This window comes from Bartonella sp. B41, assembly GCF_053795765.1.
Genome location: NZ_CP200037.1, coordinates 705,113 through 730,142, shown reverse-complemented (window position 1 = coordinate 730,142; position 25,030 = coordinate 705,113). Strand labels below are relative to the sequence as shown.

Genomic DNA, 25,030 nt, shown 5'->3' with positions numbered 1-25,030 from the left:
GAAACCCCTTGTAATTGATTTTGATCGATTCATCTCAATTTATAAAGGAAAATCTTATCGACAAAAAGTCTGTTATTTTATTCTTAGAGAAAAACGCCCAAAAAAATGGAGATAAAAACCTCCATTTTTGAATTGGAAAGAATGATTTTCATTTTAAACAGAATAATACATATCGAATTCTAATGGGTGAGGGGTTGCTTCATAGCGCAATACTTCCCGCATTTTTAATTCAATAAAAGAATTAATTTGGTCGTCATCAAAAACATTGCCTGCTTTAAGAAAGCTACGATCTTGATCAAGAGCTTCAAGAGCTTCACGAAGACTTCTTGAAACTGTGGAAATTTTTTCGAGTTCTTTTGGAGGAAGATCATAAAGATCTTTGTCCATTGCATGTCCCGGATGAATTTTGTTTTTGATACCATCAAGACCAGCCATTAAAAGTGCAGAAAATGCTAAATACGGATTTGCTGTTGGATCTGGAAAGCGGATTTCAACACGTTTTGAATTAGGTGAAGAACTCATTGGAATCCGACAGGATGCAGAACGATTGCGTGCAGAATATGCAAGTAGGACAGGTGCTTCATAGCCAGGGACTAAACGTTTGTAGGAATTTGTTGATGGATTTGTGAAAGCATTGAGGGCTTTTGCATGCTTAATAACACCACCAATGAAGAACAGACAAGTTTCTGATAGTCCTGCGTATTCATTTCCTGCAAAGATTGGTTTATTATCTTTCCAAATAGATATGTGCACATGCATTCCTGAGCCGTTATCACCAAAAACGGGTTTTGGCATGAAAGTAGCTGTTTTCCCGTAGCTGTTTGCTATTTGATGGACAGCATACTTAAAGATTTGCATTTTATCAGCTTCACGTACCAGAGTGTCAAAGCGAATACCGAGTTCATGCTGAGATGCTGCCACTTCGTGATGATGTTTTTCAACTTTTACGCCCATCTCTTTTAGTACTGTGAGCATTTCAGAGCGCATATCTTGACAAGAATCAATCGGAGGTACTGGAAAATACCCACTTTTCATTCGCGGACGGTGACCAAGATTTCCTATTTTATATTCTGTGTCATCATTTGATGGAAATTCACTTGAATCGAGTTTAAATCCTGTATTGTAAGGATCGGTTTTATAACGTACATCGTCAAAGATAAAGAATTCCGCTTCTGGTCCAACATTAATCGTATCTCCAATACCTAAAGATTTCATATAAACTTCAGCTCTTTTGGCTATAGAACGGGGATCTCTACGATAAAGTTCGCCAGAAACAGGATCAAGAACGTCACAAAATATGACTAAAGTAGATTGGGCAAAAAAAGGATCAACATGTGCTGTCTGTGGATCTGGCATCAACACCATGTCAGATTCATTAATAGCTTTCCATCCAGCAATTGAAGAACCATCAAACATGACGCCATCGCTGAATGTATTTTCGCTTATTTCTGTAACGTCTATTGTGACGTGATGTAATTTCCCTCGTTGGTCAGTGAAACGCAAATCGACAAAATGTACGTCATTGTCTGCAATTTGTTTGAGAATATCTGATGCGGTTGTCATATTCAATTTCCTTATTGAATTTGTGTGGATAAAAAAGTAAAAATTTGTGGATCTTATTAAATGGTGTCAATTCAAGATTTTTCGGTGCTGATACGAATGGCCTCATCAATAGAGGAAATGAATTTTCTATCTCCTATGTGTTTTATTTGGGCTGCTTTTCGTGTTGTATCAATAACATCTTCCAGCTGTTCATTGGCAATAACAATTTAAATTTGGGTAAAAAATCAACAATATACTTAGCACCACTATGGAGCTCTGTATGTCCCTTTTGGTGTCCAAATCCTTTTGTTTCTGTTACGGTAATACTATGTAAACTAATTTTTTGAAGCATTTTCTTTACTTCATCAAGTTTGAAGGGTTTTGTAATGGCTTCAATTTTTTTCATGCCCAAATTATCTCCAACATTATTTCGCTTTTTTAGATCGCAATATATTATATTGACAGATACAGGATGTGAAAAAGATACTTTTTACACGAAAAAATCAAACATTATGTGATTGTGTATTTTTTTATTTTTTATCATTTCATTATGTATTTTGTTATTTGAAGATTTAATTTAGGAATTTATATTTGATAAAGGTTGACGTAGCAAAACTTTTTTCAGAAACTTTCCCGTGTGGGAAGTGGTAGAATTAACAATATCCTCTGGTCTCCCAGCAGCGATAATTTTACCGCCTCCATCTCCACCTTCTGGTCCAAAGTCAATAATCCAATCAGCAGTTTTTATAACTTCAAGATTATGTTCAATGACAGCAACCGTATTTCCTTGTTCAACGAGTCCGTGCAGAACTTCAAGGAGTTTAGAAACGTCGTGAAAATGTAAACCAGTTGTTGGTTCATCTAAAATATATAGTGTGCGTCCCGTTGTTTTGCGGGAAAGTTCTTTGGCGAGCTTAACGCGCTGCGCTTCACCACCAGAGAGCGTTGTTGCTTGCTGACCAACTTTAATGTAGCCAAGGCCAACTGTGATGAGGGTTTTAATTTTATCATGAATGGCAGGAACCGTTTTAAAAAATTCTTCTGCTTTTTCGATTGTCATATCCAGAATATCTGCAATAGATTTTCCTTTAAATTTTATTTCGAGCGTTTCTTGATTATAGCGCTTTCCTTGACAGACATCGCAGGTAACATAAACATTTGGTAAAAAGTGCATTTCGATTTTTATGACGCCGTCACCCTGACATGCTTCGCAGCGTCCTCCTTTAACATTGAATGAAAAGCGTCCTGATTGATAACCACGTACCTTTGATTCTGGGAGTTCCGAAAACCAATCACGGATTGGTGTAAATGCGCCAGTATAGGTTGCTGGATTAGAGCGTGGGGTGCGCCCAATGGGTGATTGATCTATATCAATAACTTTATCAAGAAATTCTAGCCCTTCAATTTTTTCATAAATGGCAGGATTATGATGGCTCCTCATGATATGGTGTGATGCCGCTTTGAAAATGGTTTCTATGAGGAATGTTGATTTTCCTCCACCAGAAACACCAGTTATGCAAGTAAACGTTCCAAGAGGAATTTCAGCGGTGATGTTTTTTAAGTTATTTCCTCTGGCACCGATTACTTTAAGCGTTTTTGATTTTGATATTTTGCGTCGTTGAGCCGGAATCGGGACGGTTAATTTCCCGGAGAGATATTGACCAGTTAGTGATGACGGATTATTAATAATTTCCTGTGGTGTTCCTTGAGCTATGACTTTTCCTCCATGAACGCCTGCGGCAGGGCCTATATCGATAACGTGATCAGCAGAGAGAATAGCGTCTTCATCATGTTCAACAACGATCACGGTATTTCCAAGATCACGTAAATGGTGCAGTGTTTTCAGAAGGCGTTCATTATCGCGTTGATGCAAACCAATGGATGGTTCATCTAAAACATAGAGAACACCTGTAAGACCAGAACCAATTTGAGATGCTAGTCGAATACGTTGGCTTTCTCCACCCGAAAGTGTTCCTGAAGTTCTGGATAAGGTAAGATATTCAAGCCCAACATGATTTAAAAATGCCAAGCGTGTGCGAATTTCTTTCAAAATTCGTTTCGCGATATTCTGTTGCTTTTCAGTTAAGTAATGATGAATATTTGTAAACCAATCATCCGCTTTCAATATGGAGAGTTCTGATATTTGTCCAATATGCATTCCATTAATTTTAACAGCTAATGCTTCTGGTTTTAAACGATAACCATTACATGAGGGGCAAAGTGAAGAAGATGTGTAGCATTCAATTTCTTCATATCTCTGTGCAGAGTTAGCTTCTTTTTGTCTTCGCTCTATACTTGGGATAATTCCTTCATAGCATTGGTTTATTGTGTAAGAGCGCCCATTATCTTCATAAACGAAGGCAACTTTTGTCTTTGTGCCATATAAAATGGCTTTTTGTGCTTCATCCGATAGAGTACACCATTTATCTGTTATTTTAAATCCGTAAGCTTTTCCCAATGCGTTTAGAGTTTGAATATTGTAAGTCGATAGTGTCTTAGACCAAGGAGCAATAGCCCCATCTTTTAAGATAATATCTTCATTAGGGATGATTTTTAATGGATCAATGATTTTTTGAATGCCTAGTCCATCACAAGTTGAACAAGCGCCAAAAGGGCTGTTGAACGAGAACAATCTTGGTTCAATTTCAGGAATAGAGAAACCAGATATTGGGCACGCAAACTTTTCTGAAAAAATAAATCGTTTATGAGTTTCATTTTTTGATTTATTAGCCGATTCTCTTGTAGCTCCTTTTTGATCTAAAGGTTGATCGACCATTTCGATGATTGCAAGTCCATCAGCTAATTTTAGGCATGTTTCTATGCTATCAGCCAAGCGAGAGGAAATGTCATGGTGGACAATAATGCGGTCAATGACCACATCTATGTCATGTTTATATTTTTTATCGAGAGAAGGAAGATCATGAATTTCATAGAATTTTCCATCAATTTTGACACGTTGAAATCCTTTTTTTAGAAGTTCTGCTAGTTCTTTTTTATATTCTCCTTTTCTGCCTCGCACTAAGGGTGCCATAACAAAAATTCGTGTGCCTTCTTGTAGAGACATAATTTGATTAACCATTTGACTCACTGTTCGGCTTTCAATGGGAAGTCCTGTAGCAGGAGAATATGGAATACCAATACGTGCAAAAAGAAGGCGCATATAGTCGTATATTTCTGTAACGGTGCCAACTGTCGAACGGGGATTGTGACTGGTTCTTTTTTGCTCAATGGAAATAGAGGGTGACAGACCATCTATTTTGTCAACATCTGGTTTTTGCATCATTTCTAAGAATTGGCGTGCATAGGCTGAAAGGCTTTCAGCATAACGACGTTGACCTTCAGCATAAATTGTATCAAAAGCTAAGGATGACTTACCTGATCCAGAGAGACCTGTGACGACAATCAGTTTGTCACGAGGTATATCAAGATTAATATTTTTCAGATTATGTTCACGAGCTCCGCGAATAGAGATATATTTTTTATGAGCCATGTCTGTCCTTGGCATATTACGACAAAATTGGGTATCTAATTGGGTATCTAAGATGAGATAAGGCTGTTTTTTTCGAATTACAATATATTTAACTTCTTTCGCGTGGAGAGAGGTTGCAAATTTTAAAAAGAAGAAAAATATAGCAGCTTTTTATGCTGAGTGGTGGAATAAGCTATACGTTGTTGTTGTCTTTTGCTATAATTACACCGTTTTACGATTTTGGAGTTTATGCGATGGCTGGTAGCCTTAATAAAGTTATTTTAATTGGCAATCTTGGTGCAGATCCTGAAATTCGCCGTTTGAATTCTGGTGATCAAGTAGCGAATTTGCGTATGGCCACTTCAGAAAGTTGGCGTGACCGCAATACGAATGAGCGTAAGGAACGTACTGAGTGGCATAGTGTTGTTATTTTTAATGAAAATCTTATTAAAGTTGTGGAGCAATATTTGAAAAAGGGCAGCAAAATTTATATTGAAGGTCAGCTGCAGACACGCAAATGGCAGGATCAAAATGGCCATGATCGTTACACTACGGAGATTGTTTTACAAAAATACCGTGGTGAATTGCAAATGCTTGATGGTCGTGGTACCGGGAGTGGAGAGCAAATGCGAAACGCTGGCCAGTTTAGTGGAAGTTATGGCGGTGGTGGTTTTGATGATGGAAATTCAAATCAAAAGAGAGATGTTTTTGATCAGAATAATAGCCAATTAGGAGAAAGTTTTTCGCATAAATTAGATGATGATATACCCTTTTGATTGCTTATTTTACATTTTAGAGGATTATGAGATTGAGTACTGATTGTTTTGTCAGAAGCTTTTTTTGTAAATAAGTACTATCTAAGTAACATGTTGAAAATTATTGTTAATTTTTTTCTTTGTCATAGGGCATAGATTGGTATTTTTGCATATTTTTCTATATACAAAGAGTTAAGTGATTCTTTTTTAAGAAAGTCTTGAGGCTGTGACTGATCTTACTCCATTACCGGAGCGTAACGTGATGAGCGGTATAGCGCCGGTTAACATTGTTGATGAAATGCAACGCTCTTATCTTGATTATGCTATGAGCGTGATTGTTTCACGTGCGCTTCCTGATGTTCGTGATGGTCTTAAACCTGTTCATCGACGTATTCTGCATGCCATGAATGAGATGGGGCTTTCTTTCAATAAATCTTGTCGTAAATCTGCGGGCGTTGTTGGTGAGGTTATGGGAAAATTCCATCCTCATGGCGATGCTTCGATTTATGATGCATTGGTGCGTATGGCACAGGATTTTTCTTTGCGAGAGCCACTGATTGACGGTCAAGGAAATTTTGGTTCTATTGATGGTGATCCGCCTGCGGCGATGCGTTATACAGAGTGTCGTCTAGAAAAAATTTCGGAAGAACTTTTAGCTGACATAGATAAAGATACAGTTGATTTTCAAGATAATTATGATGGTCGTGAACGTGAACCTGTTGTCTTACCAGCGCGTTTTCCTAATCTTTTGGTTAATGGATCAGGTGGTATTGCTGTTGGAATGGCGACGAATATCCCTCCCCATAATCTTGGCGAAATTGTTAATGGTTGTATCGCTTTGATCGATAATCCTAATATAACACTTGATGAAATGACAAAAATTATTCCTGGTCCTGATTTTCCTACAGGAGGTATTATTCTTGGTCATTCTGGTGTTCGCTCAGCTTATGAAACAGGACGCGGTTCAATTATTGTGCGGGCTAAGGTCGATATTGAAGAAATTCGTAACGGTAGGCAAGCAATTATCGTAAGTGAAATACCTTATCAAGTTAACAAAGCAGCAATGATTGAAAAAATGGCCGAATTAGTGCGTGATAAGCGGATTGAGGGGATTTCTGATCTACGTGATGAGTCTGACCGTGATGGTTATCGCGTTGTTATTGAGCTTAAGAAGGATGTTGTTGCTGATGTTGTTTTAAACCAATTGTATCGTTATACGCCTCTTCAAACTTCTTTTGGTTGTAATATGGTTGCGTTAAATGGAGGAAAACCAGAACAGATGGCGTTGCTTGACATGCTTCGTGCGTTTGTTTCTTTTCGAGAAGAAGTTGTAAGTCGGAGAACAAAGTATCTCTTGCGTAAAGCGCGTGAACGTGCACATGTTTTAGTTGGCCTTGCTATTGCTGTTGCTAACATTGATGAAATTATAGTGTTGATTCGCAATGCGCCTGATCCACAGACGGCACGTGTACAGTTAATGAGTCGGCGCTGGCCGGCTGCTGATGTAGCGCCTTTGATTAAACTTATTGATGATCCTCGTCATGTTATTCATGAAGATAGCGCTTACAATTTATCTGAAGAGCAAGCACGCTCTATTTTGGAATTGCGTTTGCAAAGACTAACTGCGCTTGGACGCGATGAAATTGCTGATGAGTTATATAAAATTGGGGTAGATATTTCCGATTATCTTCATATTTTGGCGTCGCGTTCGCGGATTATGAGCATTGTTAAAGACGAATTAAGTGTTATTCGAGAGAAATTTGCGACTTCTCGGCGCACCGTATTTGGTTTTGGTAGTGCTAATATGGATAGTGAAGACCTGATCGCATCAGAAGATATGGTTGTTACAGTTAGTCATAGTGGTTACATTAAACGTGTTCCTCTCAATACTTACCGTGCACAAAGACGTGGTGGCAAAGGGCGCTCTGGTATGTCAACAAAAAATGAGGACTTTGTGACTCGTTTATTTGTTGTCAATACGCATACTCCAGTTTTATTTTTTTCATCGCGTGGTATTGTTTACAAGGAAAAAGTTTGGAGGCTGCCAATTGGAACGCCGCAATCACGTGGTCGAGCTTTAATCAATATGCTTCCTTTACAGCAAGGCGAGCGCATAACAACTATTATGCCATTACCAGAAAGTGAGGGAAGCTGGAGAGCTTTGGATGTTATGTTCGCCACGACTCGTGGAACTGTGCGTCGTAATAAATTATCAGACTTTGTTCAGGTCAATCGCAATGGCAAAATTGCTATGAAATTTGATGAGGAAGGAGATGAAATCCTCTCTGTAGAGACTTGTACAGAGCATGATGATGTTGTTCTCACAACTGCCAATGGGCAATGTATTCGCTTCCCGGTCGTTGAAGTTCGTGTATTTGCTGGTCGAAATTCTGTTGGGGTTCGTGGTATTAATTTGGCTGAGGGTGATAAGGTTATTTCGATGACGATCTTAGAACATGTTGAAGCGACCTCAATTGAGCGTGCTGCTTATATGAAACGTGCAATTAATGAACGGCGCGTTTCTGGTGCGGGTGCTGAAGATATCATAAACTTTGACGAAGAGGATGAGGGAGTTGAAGCAGAATTGACAGATGAACGCTATGCAGAATTGAGTGTTGGTGAACAAATGCTGTTAACGGTAAGTGAATTTGGTTATGGAAAACGGTCTTCTTCATATGAATTTCGTATTTCAGGACGCGGTGGAAAAGGAATTCGTGCAACAGATCCGTCTAAGACATCTGAAATTGGTAAGTTGGTAGCGGCTTTCCCAGTTAAGACACAAGATCAAATTATGCTTGTATCGGATGGTGGGCAGCTTATTCGTGTTCCTGTTGATGGTATTCGTATTGCTGGTCGTTCAACTAAGGGGGTGACAATTTTTAATACAGCTGAGGGTGAAAGAGTTGTATCTGTTGAGCGCATATCGGAATCTGAAGATGATATTAGCCAATTAAATAATGAAAATGAAAAGAATTTTAGTGTAGGTGATCTTGTTGAAGATAAATAATCCAGAAGGTAGCTGAGTAAAATGGTAAAAATTGCTCTTTATGCAGGTTCTTTCGATCCTTTTACAAATGGTCATCTTGATGTTTTACGAGGCGGTTTAGTTTTGGCTGATAAGGTGGTTATTGCTATTGGTATGCAAGCTACAAAGATTCCCCTTTTTAGTTTCGAAGAGCGCGTTGATTTAATTACACAAGTGAGAAAAGATTTATTAAATGTTGATTCTGATCGATTGCAGATTATTTCGTTTGATACTTTTTTGATTGATAAAGCTCGTGAAATTGGTGCTTCATTTCTTATTCGTGGACTGCGTGATGGAACAGATTTTGATTATGAAATGCAAATGGCCGGAATGAATGCTATAATGGCACCTGAATTACAAACTGTTTTTTTTCCTGCGAGTGTTTCTGGACGCGCGATAACTTCCACTTTAGTACGTCAGGTTGCTTTTATGGGAGGGGATATTACGTCCTTTGTTCCCAAAAATGTTGCGCAAGCTTTACGTTCGAAATTTCAATCTTTAGGAGAGAATGATTGTGTATCTTAAAGTTTTGTTTTTTTTAGTGTACGCTTTTTATTTTTTTTCGTTCGGTGCTTCAGCAAATGATTCGAGTCTTCTTATTTTATCGCTTAAAAATGGTGATGTAATTATTCGCTTTCGTTCTGATTTGGCTCCAAAACACGTTGCGCGAATTAAGAAGTTAACAGAGGATGGGGCTTACAATAATGTTGTATTTCACCGTGTTATTCCTGGCTTTATAGCGCAAACTGGTGATGTAAAATTTGGAAAAAAAGGTAGTGCGAATTTTGATCTTAAGCGTGTCGGTACTGGCGGTTCGAATTATCCAAATATATTGGCTGAGTTTTCAGAGGAGCCGTTTAAGCGGGGCACCGTTGGTATGGCACGTCTACAAGATCCTGATTCAGCAAATTCGCAATTTTTTATTTGTTTTAGGGATGCTTACTTTTTAAATGGCCAATATACTGTTATTGGAAAGGTTATAAAAGGAATGGATATTGTTGATAAAATTAAGAAGGGTACTACAAGTAATAATGGATCTGTGAAAGATCCTGATGTTATTAACGCTGCCTATTTACAAGATGATAGGTAAATTAAAGAGTTTTATTATATGGTTAAGATTAAAGATTTAGAGAATTCTTTGGTTCTTGAAACAACGAGGGGTAGAGTAGTTATTGATCTTTTTGTTGGCATAGCTCCTAAGCATACTGCACGCATTAAAGAGCTTGTGCGTGAGGGTGCTTATGATAATGTCGTTTTTCATCGTGTTATTGATGGTTTTATGGCGCAGACTGGTGATGTGCAATTCGGAAAAAAGGACAGTGAAGAATTCAACTTATTGTGTGTTGGTACGGGTGGATCAGATAAGCCTAATTTGACGGCAGAGTTTTCAAATCTTTCTCATAAGCGTGGCACAGTTTCCATGGCGCGTGGTCAGAATCCAAATTCTGCTAATTCGCAGTTTTTTATCTGTTTTGCAGATGCTCCATGGCTTGATCGTCAGTATTCTATATGGGGTCAGGTTATTGAAGGCATGGAAAATATTGATAAAATCACTCGTGGTGAGCCTGTAATGAATCCTGATGTTATTATCAAAGCCATGATTGCTACAGATTTAAAATAATTATAGTTTTTATATAGAATGTTTATGTTGAACGTTTGTTGATATTGATACTATCTTTTGTAGAAAAAATGCGCTTTTAAAAAATAAAAAAGATAACAAAATATATGTTGTTTTGCGCTCTATGTATTTTAGAAATGCAATAGTAATCATTTCTATGATATTGGCTGATTTGTAGAAAATTTTTCGTTTATCTCATTTGTTTTTTTCATGCAGATTTAGTGTTTAAAAAAATTCAAAGTCCAAAATTATCTGTAGCGCTTATGATTGTGTGGATGAGAAGAGTTGTCTTTATTTTTATGGTGAAGATAAGTTTATGTGATAGAAAAGATGAAAATAATGAAAAAAAAGTTTCATTATAGGAAAATTGCACAAGATGGATATGCTCGTCGTGGTGAAATTATAACGGGACGTGGATGTATTCGTACGCCTGCATTTATGCCAGTTGGAACAGCAGGTACAGTTAAGGCTATGTATATGGATCAGTTACGTTCTTTGGGAACAGATATCATTTTGGGTAATACTTATCATTTAATGTTAAGGCCAGGAGCCGAGCGTATCGCACGTTTAGGAGGTTTACATAAATTTTCTTGCTGGTCTGAACCGATTTTAACAGATTCTGGTGGATTCCAAGTTATGTCTCTTGCTGGAATCTGTAAAATTACAGAGCAAGGTGCAATTTTTCGCTCTTATATTAACGGTGCGTATTATGAAATGAATCCAGAGCGTTCAATTGAAATTCAAGGTCTTCTCAATTCGGATATTCAAATGCAATTAGATCAATGTATTGCATTACCCGCAACTGAAAAAGAAATAGAATCTGCGATGGAGCTTTCTTTGCGATGGGCTCAGCGTTGTAAACAGGCTTTTGGTGATCAGCCAGATAAAGCTATGTTTGGAATTGTTCAAGGTGGTGATAATATGAAACTGCGTGAACGCTCTGCTCAAGTATTAAAAGAGATGGATTTGAAAGGTTATGCGATCGGAGGGCTTGCGGTTGGTGAACCACAAAGTGTCATGATAGCTGTATTAGAGGCTACTTGTCCTAGTTTGCCAGAGGATAAGCCACGCTATCTTATGGGGGTTGGAACCCCTGATGATATTTTAAAAAGTGTTTCTTGTGGTGTTGATATGTTTGATTGTGTCATGCCGACTCGTGCAGGACGTCATGGTTTGGCTTTTACCCGATTTGGTCGAATTAATTTGCGCAATGCACGTTATGCAGAGGATTCTCATCCTCTTGATCCACAGTCTCTTTGTCCAGCTGCACGTGATTATAGTTGCGCCTATCTACATCATTTAATAAGGTCTGGTGAATCTTTGGGTGGTATGCTGTTAACTTGGAATAATCTTTTTTATTATCAACAACTTATGCAAGATATTCGCGCTTCTATTGAAGCGGGATGTTACTCTGATTTCTGTGCTGCAACAAGAAATTTATGGATGCGAGGGAGACAAGGTATTGATCGTTTATAACACATGATATTGCCTTCTTGCATGTAATTAAAGAAATGCATTTAAAAACATAAAACTGCGCCGCACCAAAAGATGAACACGCAGTTTTATTGGCAACATATATTCTCTACAATTGATAATGTTAAGCAGAGATAATTTAACTCCGGTACGCGCTACCTGATCCGGAGAAAAACAGAATACTTCTGTTCCTGGTGATTATCTAGAACAACATTATTAATGAGAGGTTAGTGAACTCTTAAAGAAGTATGAAAATTGCATTTTTTTACTATCAAATGCTAAGTTTTAGTAAAAGATGTTGATACATTTTATTTACGATAGAATTTTTTGAGTGATTTATTGCCTAATTTGGAATGAAACAGGGACTGATAACAGTTTAGAGATAAGACTGCAGTTATGATCTATTTAATTATCAGATTGTCCGGTTGGATTTTTCAATATCTTGAAAGAGACTCGTAAGGCAAATGGAATACCCAGACAAAATAAAATGCTAGTGAGTGTTGTGAGGAGAACTTTTGCTGCAGAAATCATTCCTGCTATTCCTCCAGGATCACATATGCCAGCAAGATTAGTAATTGTTCCTGCTAGTGTCGCGCTCAGAGCTGCTGAGAATAGCTGTACAGAAGTAAGGGATTCGCTAGCTCGTAAAGCATCTTTACTGCTTGCACATTGTAAGATTCGTGTTAACAAGTGTGGCCATGATATGCCAATACTAATTCCAATAAAAAGCAATGTTAAGCAAATAATAACGGTGTATTCAGGTGCAGAAACTCTTGTTGGAATAAGCCACAAAAGAACACCCATACCTAGTAGGCTTAATATGGGAGAATATACAATAATATTGCCAATTTTTTTTGTGGATGCACCAGTACTTAATATAGAACCACATGTCCAACCAAAACTCATGAGTATTGCCATATAACCTGCAAAGAGTGGAGTTTGTCCATGAATTTTTTGAAGAAAAAGTGGGAAATAAAGTTCCACACTGTATCCTATTGTAGTCATGATTAATATCAATGTATAAACAGGAAAAAATTCGGAGGAGAGAGAAAATGTTTTATGTGGCATCATGGGATAAAGTGTGGATGATTCGAGTTTTGCCAAAACAAAAAGAAGGCTAAGTCCGATAATTAATCCGCAAATTTGTATGATAGTAATATCTGTAGTTCCTCCAGCAGAAATAATAAAAATCAGCAAAGTAAGTATGAGGAGTTGTGGGAGAGGAAGCGGAGGCGTTGGAACATAATTTCCCTTTTCTTTTGGTAAAAATTTAAAGGCTATAAGTGCAAAAATTATAGCCAATGCACCAACTATCCAAAAAGATACTCTCCATGCGCCATATTGTATAGTAATGCTTCCAATAGCTGGCCCCAACAAAGTTGATATTCCCCACATTCCAGAAATAATGCTTAATGCACGCGGCCATAAAGGTGGGCTAAAAATAATGCGCACCATGGAATAGGATAAGGATAATAGAGAGCCACTTCCAAATCCCTGTATAAAGCGCCCTATTAAGAATAATTGCATGTCTAATGCGACGCTGCATATGAATGTCCCTACGGTAAATATAAAACAAGCGATAACATATGCATTACGTGGTCCCATTTCCCCTAATATTTTTGTTGCAAGTGAGGTACCAAGGAGTGATGCTATGACAAAAACAGTAGCTGCCCAAGAATAATAAAGCTCACTGCCTATATCGTTTATAAGTGAGGGCAAAATAGTTATCACGATGTAAGCATTGATAGCATGTAGCGCAACACCTCCTGTAAAGGTTAAGGTGCAAATGCCATTTTTACTCAATAAAAGAGAGGAGCAGCTTTGTTTTTTCACTATTTTGCGATTTAGCAGAGAGTTAACCTTATTTCTTTATAAGGCAGTTATTTAAATTTTCCAAGAGAATATTCAAAGCTCTGCAAAAGAAGAGCTTTGAAATTCTTGTTTAGTTTAATGAATCATTGCTTTCTTGAGATTTTCATCAATTTTATCGAGAAATCCTGTTGTGGAAAGCCATTTTTGTTGAGGTCCAATCAAAAGTGCAAGATCTTTAGTCATAAAACCTTCCTCAACAGTTTGAATACAAACTTTTTCCAAAGTTGTAGCGAAATTTTTTAGTTTCTCGTTATTATCTAGTTTAGCACGATGTGTTAACCCGCGTGTCCATGCAAAAATAGAGGCAATAGAATTTGTTGATGTTTCTTCATTTTTTTGATGCTGACGATAATGGCGTGTCACTGTACCATGGGCAGCTTCTGCTTCAACAGTTTTTCCGTCTGGTGTCATGAGGACGGAAGTCATAAGACCAAGGGAACCAAAACCTTGAGCAATAATATCAGATTGAACATCACCATCATAATTCTTACATGCCCAGACGTATCCTCCTGGCCACTTAAGAGCGGAAGCAACCATATCATCAATTAAGCGGTGTTCATAATATAATTTACGATTTTCGAATTCTGTTTTAAATTCTGTGTCGAATATTTCCTGAAAAATGTCTTTAAAACGGCCATCATAAGCTTTTAGAATAGTATTTTTTGTTGAAAGGTAAACAGGAACATTTCTTTGTAGCCCATAATTAAAGGATGCGCGTGCAAAGTCGCAAATTGATTCATCAAGGTTATACATAGCCATGGCAACCCCTGCACTAGGGGCATCGAAAACATCATGTTGGATAACTTGATTATCTTCACCAACGAAATGAATACTCAGTTTTCCTTTGCCTGGAAATTTAAAATCTGTTGCTTTATATTGATCACCAAAAGCATGACGCCCAATAATAATTGGTTTTGTCCAGTTAGGAACGAGGCGTGGAATATTTTTACAGATGATAGGCTCACGAAAAATAACTCCTCCTAAAATATTGCGAATTGTGCCATTAGGTGATTTCCACATTCTTTTTAGGTTAAACTCTTTTACTCGTGATTCATCAGGGGTGATGGTTGCACATTTTATACCGACCCCATATTGTTTTATGGCATTTGCAGAATCAGTGGTTATTTGATCATTGGTTGCATCTCTATTTTCAATAGAAAGGTCGTAATACCTAAGGTCAATGTCAAGATAGGGATGTATGAGTTTATCTTTGATATATTTCCAAATAATGCGTGTCATTTCATCCCCATCGATTTCAACAACGGGATTTTCCACTGTAATTTTTGTCATTAGAAGTCCTTTTTCATTTAAACGATATTGTTTTTTATGGCATGTCTTTTTTTATAACATCTTCAAGATTATGATGAAAAGTGAAAACAGAGATTGCTTCAAATCTGATATAAGAAAAACACGCTGTTAATTTGATATATTTTTTTATTGAAAAATTAGAAATTACCGAAAAAAAACTCACATGCTAAAATAAGCTATAACTGTTGTACAGATGATAAAAATCAATTCTATAGTATCAGAAATCAGATATTTACTTTAAAATTGTATTGTCTGATTCATTATTCCTAATGTACAAAAAATGGGAAAAATCAAAATGTTAATCTCTACAAAAAAGAAATGGTACGCCCAAGGGGCAAAACAAAGAATAAGAAAATCAATGAGTTATATTAATAGTAAGGGATTTTCTTATCATTGATTCTATTATGTTTTTTTGTCTCTATCCCTCACTTTTTTGAAGCTTTTTTATTGATTCAAGAGCAAGTTTTTTGCGGTCAGCGCTCTTTGTGTAAAGAGATGCCATACTGTCTTCTGTCCAGCCAAAAATTGCTTTGAGTTGTGAAACTGTTGCACCTGAATTTGCGGCGCGTGTTGCTGCTAATTTTCTTAATCCATGTGCTGATTTTTTTATGCCTGCTGCATTACATGCTTCACGAAACAGGTTTCCAAAGCTTTCTTTAGTTAATTTTTTACCTCCTTTACCGCAAATGAATGTTTCATCTCCGACAGAACCAGTTTGAAGTGTTTCTGCTAACTCAGGCAAGATTGGAAGAAAAACATCTGTTTGGAATTTACTTTTTTCTGTTTTTAGATGAATGATGTTATCTTTTACGTCTTTCCAGCCAATGCGCACTGCATCATCACGTTTTAAACCTGTATACAGAAGTACACCAATCCAGACTCGTTCATGCGTGCCGACAGACCAGCGTTGATAATACTTCTCTATGTCTTCTTCTGTCCACACAGGAAACCCATCTTTGTTTTTGAGAGGTGGTCTTTTTATGCTTGAAGCTGGATTATCTTTTAAAAGTTCTTGATCAATTGCCCATTTAAAAAGACCATTAAGTGCTTTTAGAAAGTTTCTAGCAGTTGCTGGTGTTTCTTTGCGCCGTTCAACACCAGCTATGATATGTGTTTTTTTAATTTCTCTGTATGGAATATTTCCTATAGCATCGCATACTTTCATTAAAATGAGTTTTTTTGTCTTTGTGTAGTTTTAGCAAGACTATGCCAATCGACACTGTTTAAATATTGTTTAAGGAGCCATGCAAAGGAGCTTTCAATCAGTTTTCCTGATTTAGGTTTAGGGGGGATGATGCCTTCAATTCAGCAAGTGCGCTCTTATAGCTGTCAACAAATTCTTGTGTTCCATAGATTCCGTGCACTCTACGACGTGATCCATGACCGATACGTACATACCATATAGTTTTGCCATGGCGTGTAATTTCTTTAACAAGATGAGGGGGACGTGGTTTAGGCATGGGGGCTTCACATCTTAGAGAGCAAAGCTTCGTAATATTCGTTCTTTTGCAAGTCTAAAAGCTTGTCGGGGTGAGTGGTTGAATTTGGTATTGGGATATCAGATTTGAGATAGATGAGTAGCTCTCCCGTAGGCTTGATTTCTATTAATTCGCAGCCTTGTTTTTTGGCTTCTCTTAAAGCACGAGCAATCGCTGGCTGGGTTATAGTAGGTTGGCGATGAGCCATGATGTAGTCTCCTAATTTTATGTGCAATTTACCTGTGGCGTGAATCACGCATTTATTGAAAGTTGTTATGATAAAGGGCGGGGGTGCTAAGAGGAGGAACGCACCCCCATAGTGTTAAGCAGCTTTAGTCAATATCTGCTTCATGTCTTGTTCTATCTCTGTTAAAAAGGCTTCGACCGCTTCATTGATATGCTTAATCTGCTCTTCATCGCGATGTATGCGGCATATTTAAAGGCGTAAATGTGATGCTTTATGAGTAAAGCGTGGATCATAGCTTACAAAATCACACCATTTGCGTCCTGTACAAGCCATTTGAAATTGCATTTGTGCGATATATTCAGGTTTGATCTCATTATCTATAAAAAAGCGTATATGGGTTGTTGATCTTGGGCATTTGACTTCAATTAATCCGTACTCACCAATAAGACCATCAGGGCTTGCACCAGCCATTGCAATTGTAGGGTGGGGCATAAAGCCGCACTTTGTTACATGAGCATCATAAATGAAGCTATATTCTTCGATTGCAGCATCTTCATGCTCAACTCCCCACCGCATATCTTCGCTTTCATAATATGGGCTTGTTTCTCCTGTTAAACGTTCTGTGATGAGTTTGATTTTGTACTCGTCGTATTTGCTTGTAGGGAGTCCTTTGGCTGTTCTGTTGATGATACTATAAACATTTGAAGCACTAACTTTTCCTAATCGCGCTTGGAACCATTCTGCTGTTCTTTGCTCCATATCACACCGCCGCTGCCTGCGCTTGTTGAATTGGTTCATATTCAGCTTCTTGTATAGAAGTTCCTTGTTGTGCTTCCATCTGTAAACGTTGTTTTTTCTTCAAACCTTCCAAAACAGTCTGTGCTTTCTCAGGAGACATCTCGCTAAGTTCTCCAACTTTTGCAAAAGAAAGCACATTTTCTTCTTGTGTTTGTGTTTGATCCATTAATTCTTGGATTTGTATAAGCAGTTCATTTGAAATTTGCTGGCTTTGTGTATTGTGGCTTGTACCATTAATACGTGCAGCTTTGTCTTCTTCATAAATACCTGATAAACCAAAAGCATAGCGTGCGCATTGTATGGTTGCTTTATGGCGCAACATACGAGCGGGATACTTTACCCAAACATCTGTGTTTTGTTTGCATTCTGATAAATATTCTGTGACCTCGATAGGGTCTTTAATGTTTTTCAGACGTATTGAACATTTGATAGCAATCAAATTGCCGTTATTGTCGAGCTGATCTTGAAAGGTCATTCCATCAAAATCTGGGTTTGATTTGATGATTTTAATCCACCCATCAATAGAGACAACAGGTATAAGACCTCCACCTTTTTTGGGGAGTGCATAGATTTCTTTTGTGAGAGGGTTAAGTTCATAGGTATTGGCAACACAAATGAAAGCAGCAAACTCTTCATGAGAAAAAGGAAATTTCGTACTGGTACAAGTTTTGATAATTGTTTCTCGAAATTCATCATGAGAAAAACCATATTTCTGTGCCATGGCTGTTAATGGATAATTGGTCATATTGAATCCCTCATTTATGCGCAATCCACCTGTGGCGTGAATCACGCATTTGTTAAAAGTTGTTGTGCTGTTAGAGTTTTGTCTTTTCAGCTCTTAAGAAAGAAACTGATATTTCTTGATAAAAGGGGGGCGCTCTTAAAACGCCTTTAGGAGTTAGATTACGTCACAAAGGCGTAAACGGTGTTGCTGTTCGTAGGTACCGTACATTGTATCTTCATATTCTTGCTTTGCAACCTCATCCCAAAAAGCATCAAAGGCATCGCTCTCTTCTACAAAAGGATGTTCAATTTCGCATGGTTGAAGGATATCATTCTCCCTGATGTATGCTTCTGCAATTTCTTCGCTAATATCTTCACAGTGCTTCATTGAATTGTCTATACGAAGGATTTTTGTTGCACCCTCTGTACCATACAGAACTTTCAAGATTTCGAATTCATCGTAGAACGGTCCTGATTCAGCAAAGTGTTCATCGCCATTGTAGATAACTAACAAAATTTCATCTGAATTCACAAAAATTGGCTTTTCCATAATCTCCCCCTCTAATGCCTGTTGGCAATTGCTTGTGTGTGGTTTATGGGAATAAATGTAGCGAATTTAGAAACTAAGTCAATAAGAAAATGTAGCGAATTTAGAAATTTTTTAAAAATTTATCATATTAATGTTTTATTTAAAGAAAAATATAAGGGTATTAAATTTATATTCTAGCTGGCTTAATCCAATCTATAGGTGCACACCACTCTAATTCTATATCTTTAATATCAGCATATTTGTCATTTATACTGGATAAAACCCATTTCCCTTTTTCTTTTCCTAGGCGTAATACCTTGACGTAAACTTTCCCACATTTAGTTTTTATAATAGCTCTATTATTAATAAGGTTTTCTGGTGGGAGATGATGAGAATAAAAGAGAAGACTCCCTTCCTCAATGGCTGGAAACATAGAATCACCTACAACACGAACAGCGACAGTTCCTTTGGGAGCTGAAGGCGGTGCATCCACTTCTTCTAAATGCCCAGAATCTATAGCAGTTATTTCTCCGCTTGCTCCTACATACCCAATCAAAGGAACTAAGCGATTGTCTGGAATGCAAGCGCCAGTAAGTTTTGATATTTCTAGTAATTCTCGGGCAGAAACATCTCTTGTGCCCTTTAGCATTTTGTTTACAGCAGCGCGATCTATAGATCTTCCTAAAGAAATTGTTAGCTGTCTCGAAAGCTCTGATTGACTTAATCCAGATTCAGTTAAAGCGTCTTGTAACCATTGAGTAATTCTTGTTTTCATCTTTTTATTGTAGGTATGTTGTATACAATCGTCATTTTCTAATTTAACAACATATAATTTCATTTTTAAGTTTCTTTCTTGACAATGTTTTCATAATCGCTACATAATATGCTATGAAACAATTTTATGAAGTAATAAATTTATTGGGTGGAGCTCGTAGGGTTTCTCAGCTTCTTGGGGTTCATAGAACACGTGTATATGTTTGGCTTCGTCCCGTATCAAAAGGAGGAACTGGTGGAAGGATTCCGATAAGGCATATTCTCACTCTTTTGGATGAAGCTGCAAGAATTGGTGTACCGATTAAAGCAGAAGATTTTTTATCGTTTTCTCATAAAACGCAATTATGTGATTCCGCATTATCTTCAACGCGAACATTCGTTGAATGTCCTCCTGTTCACATGAAAACATGTCAACAACGCAACATATCAAAACAGCACAATTCACACTCTTAAAATGAGGAAAATAAAGGAAGGGGAAATCGGGCATGTCAACTAAGTTGCCTTGGACGAAGCTTAACGCGGGTGAATGGATGAATGAGGTTTCTTGTTTATCTCCAACAGAAAAATGTATCTATGTGATGTTGCGGTTTCAAATGCTTTACACTGGCGAACCTCTTTTAAATGACTTAAAGGCATTAGCTCTTTATGTTGGTTACCCAATGAAAACGTTTATCAAAGCATTAGACCTTTTATTGCTTAAGAAAAAAATTATCAGCTTAGCAGATGGTCGTTTATGGAATTTAGATGTTGAAGCAGAATTAAGTGATAGTAAAGAAAAATCAGAATCTGCATCCAAAGCTGCTAGTGTTAGATGGCAGAAAGCTAAAAACAAAAGTGATAACGATTATTTAAAAGAAGCAAACAATTCCGCATATAATTCACATATGCGGACTGAATGCGGAACCGCATGCGATGCGCATAGCGTTCGCAATGCTAATAACATTAACAATAACATATATAAAAAAACTAATACTATCGTATTAGCAAAAAAAGAAAATTTCGAAGATTCAGAAACTGCTCTATCCATTCAAGAGCCAAATGGCAGTGATGCGTTGTTCGATACACTTTCAGCTCAAAACGAGATTTCAGATGCAGATAGTTCTTCAGAAATCACTGACGTTGTGAAATTACCTCCCGTTCACGAGCAAGAGAACATTTCACCAAAAGCTAAAAGAGCCAAAACTGATCGAGGTTGTCGATTGCCTGCTGATTTCGAGCCTGATTACGATTTTGCAATTCAGGAAGGTTTGCCTCCAGAACGCGTAAACTTCGAGATCGCAAACTTCAAAGATCATTGGAAAGTTGCGACAGGGAAGAATGCTGTCAAACGTGATTGGCCAGCGACATGGCGTGTCTGGGTGCGTAGGACTGTCGAGAATTTAGCGAAAGGAAACAACTATGGAAAAGGAACTGGTTACCAAACAGATCAACAGCGTGGCTGGGGGCACCGCGTCGCTGAACACATCCGCAATATCAAACATTCTGACAGTGCGTACAGGTTTCTCTTCGAGGATGACGCAAGACCCACCATTCCATTGGCTCCCGGGACAAAAACCATCGATTGCAGAAGCGGAGCAAGTCATTGCCTTGGGTAATGAGGCGTTAAAACAACTTGATGAGCAAGCTTCTGAGCAAGAAATCAGTTTAATGTTTGATGTGCTGTCTGGTGCTCGTAAAATCTCAACTGCAGCAGATGAAAAGGCTACTGCACTTGGATATTTTTTTGCACTTGACGGGGTGAGCCAGTGGGGACTTAAGACGGCAATAAGAGACGTGATAAAAGGTAAAGCAGAAGGTTTTTCGACAACGTTTATGCCATCAGCAACAGATTTGTTTCTTTATTGTGAACAGCTTGAAAATGGCGTTCGAAAAGCAGTTCAAAACATATTTCAGTACTTAGAAAGATCAGAGGTTAAACCAAAACCAAAAGGAGAGCCGATTTCTGTAGAAAAATTTGATGAACTGAGACGGATGCTTGATGCTTCAGATTCCGTAGAAGCAAAAGCGTATTTTGCCAAAGCACAGCGGGATAAAGCAGCGTGAGAGTATCTTCATTTAGCAAAATAGTGAAAAGTACTGATCGTTTTGTATTAGATATGCGTTTAAATCGATAAAAAGGCATCTAAAATACTAAAAAAGTAGAAAGCCGTGGGTCAACCTTTTTCACTTAACGAGCGATAAAGAGACTCTCGGTTTAGTCCTGTTTCGTTGGAAATTGCTGTCATTCCTTGTTTGCGCGCAATAATCCCTAACACATGTGAAACGTAGCCACTATCTTTGGTTTCTAAAGCATCTTGTAAGAGTTCTTTCAAATCTTCAGGAGTTTGAAAAAACTCGCTGGCATCAAAGGGTGTTATTTTCATCATAACTTCATTTTACGAAATAAATCCGATAGTCTAGGTTATAATTAGTTTTGAAAAATAAAGTAAAATTACGTTATAAATACACACTATCTAAATAGATCGGAATGATTCCATGTACGTTCAAACCGTATTTCATTATCATTAATTTTGTAAATCAAGACCCAATCTGGCTCAATATGTACATCTCGAAAGTTACACCAGTTCCCTTTAAGGGGATGATCTTTATAACGTGATGGCAAAGATTTTCCTTCTTGCAATAGTAGCATTACTTTTTTGATTTTTTCCAAATCTTTACCGCGTTTTGCAACTGTTTTAATGTCACGTTTAAATTGATTTGAACGGATTATTTTTAACATTAAATCCCCAAATCACGAAATAGGTCATTTATATCTTTTGCGACGTAGACATCTTCTCCTTTATCACTTTTTTCCAATGTCTCAGCCGTTAATTTATTCGGAGTGTGCATATCAAATGGTAAACCTTGTTCAGTTACAACTTTAGTTAAGGCAATCCGCATAAAATCGGATATAGTGAGACCCATAGTTTCTAATATTGCATTAGCTTCTTTTTTTAAATTTTTATCTATCCGTGCGCGGACGACGTCTTTTGAATTTGTTACTGTGTCCATCATAATGTTGTTCTCTATATCACATCTTTTATTATATAGCACAATTGAGCTACAAATACAGCATTTTGAAGAGAACAATGAGTTTTATCATTTTGTGTTGGAATATTTTAACTTATATCAATAAATTTCTTTTGATAGTTGATACGATACGCTATGCGTTTATAGTAGTCACGTATTTATTAATTAGTGTTATAAAATGTAAATGTTATATGTTAATAATTAATAATATCACTTTGAAAATATTAGAAAAAATAATAAAATCATGTTAAAATAATATCCATATAAAGCGCAAACTTAATGGATATAAAAATATGCTTAATAAGGTGACGTTGATAGGGCATCTTGGTGCTGATCCAGAAAGTAAAACAATGTCCTCTGGAGTTGAAATAGTCAATTTTAGCGTGGCGACTTCTGATAGCTATAAAGATAAAAACACCAATCAGAAAATAGAGAAAACAGAATGGCATTCTGTGGCTGTTTTTAATCCCCACATTGCAAAAATTGCCCTTCAGTATCTCAAGAAGGGAAGCAAGGTATATGTTGAAGGGCGATTACAGACACGTAAATGGCAAGATAATAAAGGTATTGAGCGTTACACGACAGAAGTGATTGTACCGCAGTTTAAAGGCGAATTGTATTTGCTTGATGCAAAGAAAGATCATGATCCAACTGTAGATCCGACACAAAATCACACTGTATCTGCATATGATGATGTTCCATTTTGATTGAGAAAAATATGACAAAAAGAAAAAAACATGTAAAATGTGGACGCCCACGGATTGAAGGATGTGTGAGAGAGAAAAATGGACGTATTTCGCGTGCAAAAACGCCATTTGTTGCGGTTGATCGGTTGGCAATTGAAATGCGTGCAAAGCACTTTGGTTTGACTGCGGAAGATGCAAAAAATCCACTTTCTGGTACTTATATCGGGCGGCTTTGTTTGCAAGGTGAGTTTAGCCAAGAACAATACGATGCTGCACAACGATACTTACAAATCAGAAATGATTATTTATGTGCAAAAGGTTTATCTGGAGCAGTTTATAATGAAGCGCTTTCGTCTTCTAATGATGAGGCAAGGGAAAAATGGGTAAAAATAGCAACAGAACAGTTTTTAGCTGTGAAAGATATTATTGCAGAAACCCAAAGTTTACATCGTCAGTATAATCTTCATGCCGCACTACAATACCTTGTTGTAGAAGATCAACCGCTGCCATATCTTGTGAATTCATTGCATATTATTCTCAACGAGCTTTATAGATATTTTACGCAAAATCGTGTGAATATGTAAATTTTAAGTATCATCTTGAATATTAATAACAGCTTTTTTCATTAAGAGTATATATCACTAAACTTTTTATATATAACAAAAAAATATTATTATCGTTTTTGACAATTTCATTACATATTCTATTGGTATTTCTTAATGGTAATCCAAGTAATCGACCGAATCAACATTTCTACCATCAAAACGAAATATCACACGCCAATTTTTATTGACAGTAATTGACCAGTATTCTTTTAAATCACCTTTCAGGGAATGCAATCGAAATCCTGGTATATCCAAGCTCTCTGGCGATTCGGCTTCTCCAAGTGCGAACAAAATGCGTCTTAATTTTTTAACGTGAGAAAGTGGAATGCCATTTATAACATCATTATAATAAAAGTCTCCAAGCCCTTTGTGCTTAAAATTCAATATCATTAATGTTCCTAAAATAGCTATTGTTTTTAGAAAGAATCATAATATCGCATATCATATCGTGTATAGATACAATATACAACAAAAATCTCCTGCTAACTTTAGGAAAATATCATCTTTAGTACTCTTCACCTCTTCCCAAAAAGCGCTTCTCATTCATGCCGCAGCTGTGGTAGGCGATAAAGAATATACATTAGGCTGAGAGCGTTTTCGTGCCTGCGCTAAGTCATAACTTGTCTGCATGTTTAGCCAAGTGCGCGCAGTACTAACACCAACCGTTTCAAGTCTAATCGCTAAGTCAGAACTAATGGCAGCTTTTCCATTCAAAACTCTAGAAAGAGCTACGCGAGACATACCTAACCGTTTGGCTGCTTCGGTAACAGATAAGCCAAGTTCCTTAATTACATCTTCACGTAATAATTCGCCAGGGTGAGGAGGGTTTTTCATATTGTCATTGACCTTATCATCCACTTTATTCTATGTAGCTTTACACGTCACAGCTCCTTACTGTGACGTGTAAAGCTATTAAGAGCTATTATATAGCAGATGAAAAATATGTAAAGTATTAAAATCAAATTCTGAAAATTGAAATACATTTTTAAAATATATATTTTATATTAAGATATTGAAATTAAATTATTTATTGAAAATTTGTCTACTTTTCAAAAGCATATTTTAAATTTTTAAACGTTCAATTTGGATAGCAGGAATAAAAAATACAATATTTAGATTTTTTATATTGACAATCTATAAAAAGTCGTATTTAATGACGTTGCTGTACTGGCGTAATTG

23 protein-coding genes and 4 pseudogenes are annotated in these 25,030 nt (G+C 37.1%); 11 read left to right on the top strand and 16 right to left on the bottom strand.

Annotated elements, in window-relative coordinates; genetic code table 11:
* Positions 1 to 153: 153 nt before the first annotated feature.
* From glnA to uvrA, 3 genes and pseudogenes are all read right to left on the bottom strand, one after another.
* A complete protein-coding gene (gene glnA, locus V4P54_RS03110; protein WP_455476606.1) occupies positions 154 to 1,563 on the bottom strand; it encodes a type I glutamate--ammonia ligase in 1,410 nt (469 codons plus the stop codon).
* Positions 1,564 to 1,634: 71 nt separating this feature from the next.
* A pseudogene (locus tag V4P54_RS03105) lies at positions 1,635 to 1,948 on the bottom strand (P-II family nitrogen regulator).
* 171 nt (positions 1,949 to 2,119) lie between these two features.
* Positions 2,120 to 5,032 (bottom strand): excinuclease ABC subunit UvrA, encoded by a 2,913-nt coding sequence (uvrA, locus tag V4P54_RS03100; RefSeq protein WP_455476605.1) that lies wholly within the window; start codon positions 5,030 to 5,032, stop codon positions 2,120 to 2,122.
* Between the two features lie 233 nt (positions 5,033 to 5,265).
* On the opposite strand from uvrA, the gene ssb (V4P54_RS03095) reads away from it, so the two are divergent.
* The 6 genes from ssb (V4P54_RS03095) (at position 5,266) to tgt (ending at position 11,885) form a co-directional block, all read left to right on the top strand.
* A complete protein-coding gene (gene ssb, locus V4P54_RS03095; protein ID WP_455477673.1) occupies positions 5,266 to 5,787 on the top strand; it encodes a single-stranded DNA-binding protein in 522 nt (173 codons plus the stop codon).
* Positions 5,788 to 5,992: 205 nt separating this feature from the next.
* Positions 5,993 to 8,773, top strand: a complete 2,781-nt coding sequence (gene gyrA, locus V4P54_RS03090; protein WP_455476604.1) for a DNA gyrase subunit A — start codon at positions 5,993 to 5,995, stop codon at positions 8,771 to 8,773.
* Positions 8,774 to 8,794: 21 nt separating this feature from the next.
* Positions 8,795 to 9,316: a pantetheine-phosphate adenylyltransferase gene (coaD, locus tag V4P54_RS03085; protein ID WP_455476603.1), complete on the top strand. Its 522-nt coding sequence runs from the start codon at positions 8,795 to 8,797 to the stop codon at positions 9,314 to 9,316.
* The gene (locus tag V4P54_RS03080) at positions 9,300 to 9,881 is read left to right on the top strand and encodes a peptidylprolyl isomerase (RefSeq protein WP_455476602.1); all 582 of its coding nucleotides are present in this window, start codon (positions 9,300 to 9,302) and stop codon (positions 9,879 to 9,881) included. Before coaD ends, V4P54_RS03080 begins: the two co-directional genes overlap by 17 nt.
* Before the next feature lie 18 nt (positions 9,882 to 9,899).
* Positions 9,900 to 10,412 (top strand): peptidylprolyl isomerase, encoded by a 513-nt coding sequence (locus V4P54_RS03075; RefSeq protein ID WP_455476601.1) that lies wholly within the window; start codon positions 9,900 to 9,902, stop codon positions 10,410 to 10,412.
* A gap of 336 nt (positions 10,413 to 10,748) precedes the next feature.
* Positions 10,749 to 11,885 carry a tRNA guanosine(34) transglycosylase Tgt gene (gene tgt, locus V4P54_RS03070; protein WP_455476600.1) on the top strand — a complete coding sequence of 379 codons (1,137 nt, stop codon included), beginning with the start codon at positions 10,749 to 10,751 and terminating at the stop codon, positions 11,883 to 11,885.
* A 402-nt stretch (positions 11,886 to 12,287) separates the two neighbouring features.
* Here the strand turns inward: tgt and V4P54_RS03065 are convergent, their stop codons facing one another.
* From V4P54_RS03065 to V4P54_RS03030, 8 genes and pseudogenes are all read right to left on the bottom strand, one after another.
* Positions 12,288 to 13,715 carry an MFS transporter gene (locus tag V4P54_RS03065; RefSeq protein ID WP_455476599.1) on the bottom strand — a complete coding sequence of 476 codons (1,428 nt, stop codon included), beginning with the start codon at positions 13,713 to 13,715 and terminating at the stop codon, positions 12,288 to 12,290.
* 114 nt (positions 13,716 to 13,829) lie between these two features.
* Positions 13,830 to 15,044 (bottom strand): NADP-dependent isocitrate dehydrogenase, encoded by a 1,215-nt coding sequence (locus V4P54_RS03060; protein ID WP_455476598.1) that lies wholly within the window; start codon positions 15,042 to 15,044, stop codon positions 13,830 to 13,832.
* A gap of 436 nt (positions 15,045 to 15,480) precedes the next feature.
* Positions 15,481 to 16,522: pseudogene (locus V4P54_RS03055) on the bottom strand (tyrosine-type recombinase/integrase).
* Positions 16,523 to 16,529: 7 nt separating this feature from the next.
* Positions 16,530 to 16,748, bottom strand: a complete 219-nt coding sequence (locus V4P54_RS03050; protein WP_455476597.1) for a hypothetical protein — start codon at positions 16,746 to 16,748, stop codon at positions 16,530 to 16,532.
* A gap of 114 nt (positions 16,749 to 16,862) precedes the next feature.
* Positions 16,863 to 17,486, bottom strand: a pseudogene (locus V4P54_RS03045) (lambda exonuclease family protein).
* Between the two features lies 1 nt (position 17,487).
* Positions 17,488 to 18,270: a RecT family recombinase gene (locus V4P54_RS03040; RefSeq protein ID WP_455476596.1), complete on the bottom strand. Its 783-nt coding sequence runs from the start codon at positions 18,268 to 18,270 to the stop codon at positions 17,488 to 17,490.
* A gap of 153 nt (positions 18,271 to 18,423) precedes the next feature.
* Positions 18,424 to 18,798: a hypothetical protein gene (locus V4P54_RS03035; RefSeq protein WP_455476595.1), complete on the bottom strand. Its 375-nt coding sequence runs from the start codon at positions 18,796 to 18,798 to the stop codon at positions 18,424 to 18,426.
* Positions 18,799 to 18,964: 166 nt separating this feature from the next.
* A complete protein-coding gene (locus V4P54_RS03030) occupies positions 18,965 to 19,615 on the bottom strand; it encodes a S24 family peptidase (RefSeq protein ID WP_455476594.1) in 651 nt (216 codons plus the stop codon).
* A gap of 50 nt (positions 19,616 to 19,665) precedes the next feature.
* Between V4P54_RS03030 and V4P54_RS03025 the strand changes: the two genes are divergently transcribed.
* Genes V4P54_RS03025 through V4P54_RS03015 form a run of 3 tightly spaced genes read left to right on the top strand, consistent with a single transcriptional unit; the run spans position 19,666 to position 21,594 of the window.
* A complete protein-coding gene (locus tag V4P54_RS03025) occupies positions 19,666 to 20,004 on the top strand; it encodes a hypothetical protein (RefSeq protein WP_455476593.1) in 339 nt (112 codons plus the stop codon).
* Between the two features lie 44 nt (positions 20,005 to 20,048).
* Positions 20,049 to 21,146, top strand: coding sequence for a DUF1376 domain-containing protein (locus V4P54_RS03020; RefSeq protein WP_455476592.1), 1,098 nt, complete (start codon positions 20,049 to 20,051; stop codon positions 21,144 to 21,146).
* Entirely contained in the window at positions 21,064 to 21,594 is a 531-nt protein-coding gene (locus tag V4P54_RS03015) for a hypothetical protein (protein ID WP_455476591.1), read from the top strand. Before V4P54_RS03020 ends, V4P54_RS03015 begins: the two co-directional genes overlap by 83 nt.
* Positions 21,595 to 21,673: 79 nt before the next feature.
* Here the strand turns inward: V4P54_RS03015 and V4P54_RS03010 are convergent.
* The 3 genes and pseudogenes from V4P54_RS03010 to V4P54_RS03000 all read right to left on the bottom strand — a co-directional run bounded on the left by V4P54_RS03010 (position 21,674) and on the right by V4P54_RS03000 (position 22,545).
* A pseudogene (locus V4P54_RS03010) lies at positions 21,674 to 21,914 on the bottom strand (addiction module antidote protein).
* 86 nt (positions 21,915 to 22,000) lie between these two features.
* Complete coding sequence (locus V4P54_RS03005; protein ID WP_455476590.1) at positions 22,001 to 22,270, bottom strand: type II toxin-antitoxin system YafQ family toxin; 270 nt, start codon at positions 22,268 to 22,270, stop codon at positions 22,001 to 22,003.
* Entirely contained in the window at positions 22,270 to 22,545 is a 276-nt protein-coding gene (locus tag V4P54_RS03000; RefSeq protein WP_455476589.1) for a type II toxin-antitoxin system RelB/DinJ family antitoxin, read from the bottom strand. Before V4P54_RS03000 ends, V4P54_RS03005 begins: the two co-directional genes overlap by 1 nt.
* Before the next feature lie 308 nt (positions 22,546 to 22,853).
* Between V4P54_RS03000 and ssb (V4P54_RS02995) the strand changes: the two genes are divergently transcribed.
* Both ssb (V4P54_RS02995) and V4P54_RS02990 read left to right on the top strand, forming a co-directional pair.
* Positions 22,854 to 23,267 carry a single-stranded DNA-binding protein gene (gene ssb, locus V4P54_RS02995; protein ID WP_455476588.1) on the top strand — a complete coding sequence of 138 codons (414 nt, stop codon included), beginning with the start codon at positions 22,854 to 22,856 and terminating at the stop codon, positions 23,265 to 23,267.
* Positions 23,268 to 23,278: 11 nt separating this feature from the next.
* Positions 23,279 to 23,830, top strand: a complete 552-nt coding sequence (locus V4P54_RS02990) for a hypothetical protein (RefSeq protein WP_455476587.1) — start codon at positions 23,279 to 23,281, stop codon at positions 23,828 to 23,830.
* 132 nt (positions 23,831 to 23,962) lie between these two features.
* Here the strand turns inward: V4P54_RS02990 and V4P54_RS02985 are convergent, their stop codons facing one another.
* Positions 23,963 to 24,241 carry a type II toxin-antitoxin system RelE/ParE family toxin gene (locus V4P54_RS02985; protein WP_455476586.1) on the bottom strand — a complete coding sequence of 93 codons (279 nt, stop codon included), beginning with the start codon at positions 24,239 to 24,241 and terminating at the stop codon, positions 23,963 to 23,965.
* A gap of 153 nt (positions 24,242 to 24,394) precedes the next feature.
* On the bottom strand, positions 24,395 to 24,685 hold the full coding sequence (locus V4P54_RS02980; protein ID WP_455477672.1) for a HigA family addiction module antitoxin: 291 nt from the start codon (positions 24,683 to 24,685) through the stop codon (positions 24,395 to 24,397).
* Between the last annotated feature and the right edge of the window lie 345 nt (positions 24,686 to 25,030).

Excerpts from the sequence above, each read along its gene's own strand:
- ssb (WP_455476588.1), top strand. The coding sequence starts at position 22,854 with ATGCTTAATAAGGTGACGTTGATAGGGCATCTTGGTGCTGATCCAGAA.
- V4P54_RS03040 (WP_455476596.1), bottom strand. The coding sequence starts at position 18,270 with ATGACCAATTATCCATTAACAGCCATGGCACAGAAATATGGTTTTTCT.
- V4P54_RS03025 (WP_455476593.1), top strand. The coding sequence starts at position 19,666 with ATGAAACAATTTTATGAAGTAATAAATTTATTGGGTGGAGCTCGTAGG.
- V4P54_RS03030 (WP_455476594.1), bottom strand. The coding sequence starts at position 19,615 with ATGAAATTATATGTTGTTAAATTAGAAAATGACGATTGTATACAACAT.
- V4P54_RS03005 (WP_455476590.1), bottom strand. The coding sequence starts at position 22,270 with ATGTTAAAAATAATCCGTTCAAATCAATTTAAACGTGACATTAAAACA.
- ssb (WP_455477673.1), top strand. The coding sequence starts at position 5,266 with ATGGCTGGTAGCCTTAATAAAGTTATTTTAATTGGCAATCTTGGTGCA.
- V4P54_RS03015 (WP_455476591.1), top strand. The coding sequence starts at position 21,064 with ATGACGCAAGACCCACCATTCCATTGGCTCCCGGGACAAAAACCATCG.
- glnA (WP_455476606.1), bottom strand. The coding sequence starts at position 1,563 with ATGACAACCGCATCAGATATTCTCAAACAAATTGCAGACAATGACGTA.
- V4P54_RS03000 (WP_455476589.1), bottom strand. The coding sequence starts at position 22,545 with ATGATGGACACAGTAACAAATTCAAAAGACGTCGTCCGCGCACGGATA.
- V4P54_RS02990 (WP_455476587.1), top strand. The coding sequence starts at position 23,279 with ATGACAAAAAGAAAAAAACATGTAAAATGTGGACGCCCACGGATTGAA.
- V4P54_RS03060 (WP_455476598.1), bottom strand. The coding sequence starts at position 15,044 with ATGACAAAAATTACAGTGGAAAATCCCGTTGTTGAAATCGATGGGGAT.
- V4P54_RS03075 (WP_455476601.1), top strand. The coding sequence starts at position 9,900 with ATGGTTAAGATTAAAGATTTAGAGAATTCTTTGGTTCTTGAAACAACG.
- V4P54_RS03050 (WP_455476597.1), bottom strand. The coding sequence starts at position 16,748 with ATGGCTCATCGCCAACCTACTATAACCCAGCCAGCGATTGCTCGTGCT.
- uvrA (WP_455476605.1), bottom strand. The coding sequence starts at position 5,032 with ATGGCTCATAAAAAATATATCTCTATTCGCGGAGCTCGTGAACATAAT.
- V4P54_RS03080 (WP_455476602.1), top strand. The coding sequence starts at position 9,300 with ATGATTGTGTATCTTAAAGTTTTGTTTTTTTTAGTGTACGCTTTTTAT.
- V4P54_RS03035 (WP_455476595.1), bottom strand. The coding sequence starts at position 18,798 with ATGGAAAAGCCAATTTTTGTGAATTCAGATGAAATTTTGTTAGTTATC.
- coaD (WP_455476603.1), top strand. The coding sequence starts at position 8,795 with ATGGTAAAAATTGCTCTTTATGCAGGTTCTTTCGATCCTTTTACAAAT.
- tgt (WP_455476600.1), top strand. The coding sequence starts at position 10,749 with ATGAAAAAAAAGTTTCATTATAGGAAAATTGCACAAGATGGATATGCT.
- V4P54_RS02980 (WP_455477672.1), bottom strand. The coding sequence starts at position 24,685 with ATGAAAAACCCTCCTCACCCTGGCGAATTATTACGTGAAGATGTAATT.
- V4P54_RS02985 (WP_455476586.1), bottom strand. The coding sequence starts at position 24,241 with ATGATATTGAATTTTAAGCACAAAGGGCTTGGAGACTTTTATTATAAT.